3 protein-coding genes and 1 pseudogene are annotated in these 2,615 nt (G+C 68.8%); 1 reads left to right on the forward strand and 3 read right to left on the reverse strand.

The annotated features are described in order from the left end of the window. Nucleotides 1-1,114 (forward strand): annotated as a pseudogene (locus VJN29_RS00450) (DNA-directed RNA polymerase subunit beta'); the annotation flags it as partial. 90 nt (nt 1,115-1,204) lie between these two features. On the opposite strand, the gene VJN29_RS00455 reads toward VJN29_RS00450, so the two are convergent. The 3 genes from VJN29_RS00455 to VJN29_RS00465 all read right to left on the reverse strand — a co-directional run. Continuing rightward, on the reverse strand, nt 1,205-1,909 hold the full coding sequence (locus tag VJN29_RS00455) for a DUF3618 domain-containing protein (protein ID WP_324141362.1): 705 nt from the start codon (nt 1,907-1,909) through the stop codon (nt 1,205-1,207). After that, nucleotides 1,909-2,328 carry a phage holin family protein gene (locus VJN29_RS00460; protein ID WP_324141364.1) on the reverse strand — a complete coding sequence of 140 codons (420 nt, stop codon included), beginning with the start codon at nt 2,326-2,328 and terminating at the stop codon, nt 1,909-1,911. The genes VJN29_RS00455 and VJN29_RS00460 overlap by 1 nt, the downstream gene beginning before the upstream one ends. Beyond that, nucleotides 2,325-2,615, reverse strand: a 291-nt coding sequence (locus VJN29_RS00465) for a hypothetical protein (protein ID WP_324141365.1), incomplete at its 5' end; no start/stop codon positions are given. The genes VJN29_RS00460 and VJN29_RS00465, both read right to left, overlap by 4 nt.

Here is a 2,615-nt window from a genome sequence, read left to right on the forward strand (position 1 = left end):
CGCCTCCGCCGGTGAGGACGTCGGCGACGTGCTCATCGACAAGCTGGTGGCGGCGGGTGTCGAGTCGATCAAGGTCCGCTCGGTGCTCACCTGCGACTCGGCCGTCGGTGTCTGCGCGAAGTGCTACGGCCGTTCGCTCGCCACCGGCAAGATCGTCGACATCGGCGAGGCCGTCGGCATCATCGCGGCCCAGTCGATCGGTGAGCCCGGCACGCAGCTGACGATGCGTACCTTCCACACCGGTGGTTCGGCCTCGGCCGACGACATCACGCAGGGTCTTCCCCGCGTGCAGGAGCTGTTCGAGGCCCGCACCCCGAAGGGCGCGTCGCCGATCGCGGAGTCCGACGGACGCATCACGATCGACGAGACCGAGAAGTCGAAGAAGGTCATCCTCACGCCCGACAACGGCGACGAGCCGCACGTCTACCCGGTCCTGAAGCGCGCGACGCTCCTGGTCGAGGACGGGCAGCGCGTCACGGTCGGTCAGCCCCTGCAGGTCGGCACGCTCGACCCCAAGGAGGTCATGCGTGTGCAGGGTGCCCGCGAGGTGCAGAAGTACCTCGTCAACGGCGTCCAGGGCGTGTACCGCTCGCAGGGTGTGCCGATCCACGACAAGCACATCGAGGTCATCGTCCGTCAGATGCTGCGGAAGGTCACCGTGGTCGACCACGGCGACACGACGCTGCTGCCGGGTGAGCTGGTCGACTTCAAGAAGTACCAGAACATCAACCGCGAGACCGTGGCCGAGGGCAAGCGCCCCGCGTCTGGTCGTCCCGAGCTGATGGGTATCACGAAGGCGTCGCTCGCGACCGAGTCGTGGCTGTCGGCCGCGTCGTTCCAGGAGACCACCCGCGTCCTGACGCAGGCGGCCATGGAGGGCAAGAGCGACCCGCTCGTCGGCCTCAAGGAGAACGTCATCATCGGAAAGCTCATCCCCGCCGGAACCGGCCTCGCGAAGTACCGCGATGTCACGGTCGAGGCGACGGAAGAGGCGAAGAGCGAGCGGTACCCCAACCGCATCTTCGCCTCGGACGGCGCGTACACCGACGCCGACCTGAGCTACGTCGACTTCGACAGCTTCTCGACGGACGGTTTCACCACCGACTACAACTGAGTCAGGGGTCGCAAGACCTCGACGCACGTTCGAAGGGCCCTGGCTTCCGCCAGGGCCCTTCGCCGTTTCCGGAGAACGGGATGCCGCGACTCAGTACTGCGTCGTCAGCCCCGTGTCACCGGTGGCACCGGTCGTACCGGTGGCACCGGTCGTCCCGGTCGTCCCGGTCGTGCCGGTCGTGCCGGTGGTCCCGGTGGTGCCGGTCGAACCGCTGCCAGGGGCGACGTTCTCCTTGACCCGCTCGGCGGTGCTCTGCGCCTCCTCCTTGACGGTCTCGGCGGATGCGGCGGCCGAATCCTTCACCTGGTTGACGGCGTCCTTCGCCGGCTCCTTGAGGTTCTCCGCGACATCCTGAGCGGCGACCTTCGCCTTGTCCACCGCCTTGTCGACGAGTGGCTGCGCCTGGTCGCGGAGCTGGGTGCTCCAGCGCTTCTCAGCGTCCGTCGCGGGGATGAGGCTCGCGACGAGGAAGCCGACGCCGGCGGCGAGGAGCCCGACCACGAGCGGCGTGCCCTGAGTCTGCGCCTTCGCGCGGTTCGGCAGGTCCTTCACCGCGTCGCCCGCAGCGCCGAGCTTGTCGCCCACCGTGTGGCCGGCGGAGGATGCCGAGTCGCCGACGTCGTCGGCGACGCCCATCACGCGGCCCTTGACGTCGCCGAGCACCTGCCGGGCCCGCGTCTTCTGCCGTTCCATGATCTTCGGGGGCGAGACCTTGTCGGCGAGTGCGTCCACATCCCGGCCCAGTTCGTCGCGCGTCACCTCGATATCGGCGCGGATCTGATCTGCGTTGCTCATTATCGGTTCTCCTGATTTCTCTTGAGCGCGTCGGGGATCTCCTTGACGGTCTCGACCGTCTTCGGCGCCCCTTGCACGGTCTTCAGTCGCTTCCGCCCGACGGCGTAGAGGATGGCGGCGACGATGGCCCAGATGACGGCCACGATCACGGCCGACCAGCCGAGGCTGTCGATGAGGTCGCCAAGACCCCACCACAGGGCGACGGACAGGAAGAAAACTGCCATCGCGCCGGCATATCCGGCGCTGCCGAGGAGCCCTGCGCCCGCACCGGCTCGCTTGGCCGACTCCGAGAGTTCGGCCTTCGCAAGCTCGAGCTCCTTGCGCATGAGCTCCGACAGGTCACGCGAGACCTCGCCGACCAGGTCGCCCAGCGATGTCTCGGCCGCCTTCTGCTGAGACGGCGTGGGCATATCGGTCATCGTCGTGCCTCTCCCGTCGCGGTCCAGTCGTCTTCTGCTCCGCCGGTCACCCCGGGGCCGGCCCCGGTCGTCAGCGGGTCGCCCGACAGGGCGTCGCCGATGGGGGTGTCACCCTCGTGACCCGTCGTGCCGGTACCCGCAGCCGTGCCACCGAGGCCGGCGGTGGTGCCGCCCGCGACTGCCGGTGAGCCGGTGACGAGGGGCCGCTGCGCGCCGCCATAGGCACCGCGCGTTCCCTCGATGGCGCGATCATTGTCGCGGGCGTCGGACACGAGCGCCCGGGTGAC

The sequence above is a fragment of the Intrasporangium sp. genome, assembly GCF_035280925.1.
Taxonomy (GTDB): Bacteria; Actinomycetota; Actinomycetes; order Actinomycetales; family Dermatophilaceae; genus Intrasporangium.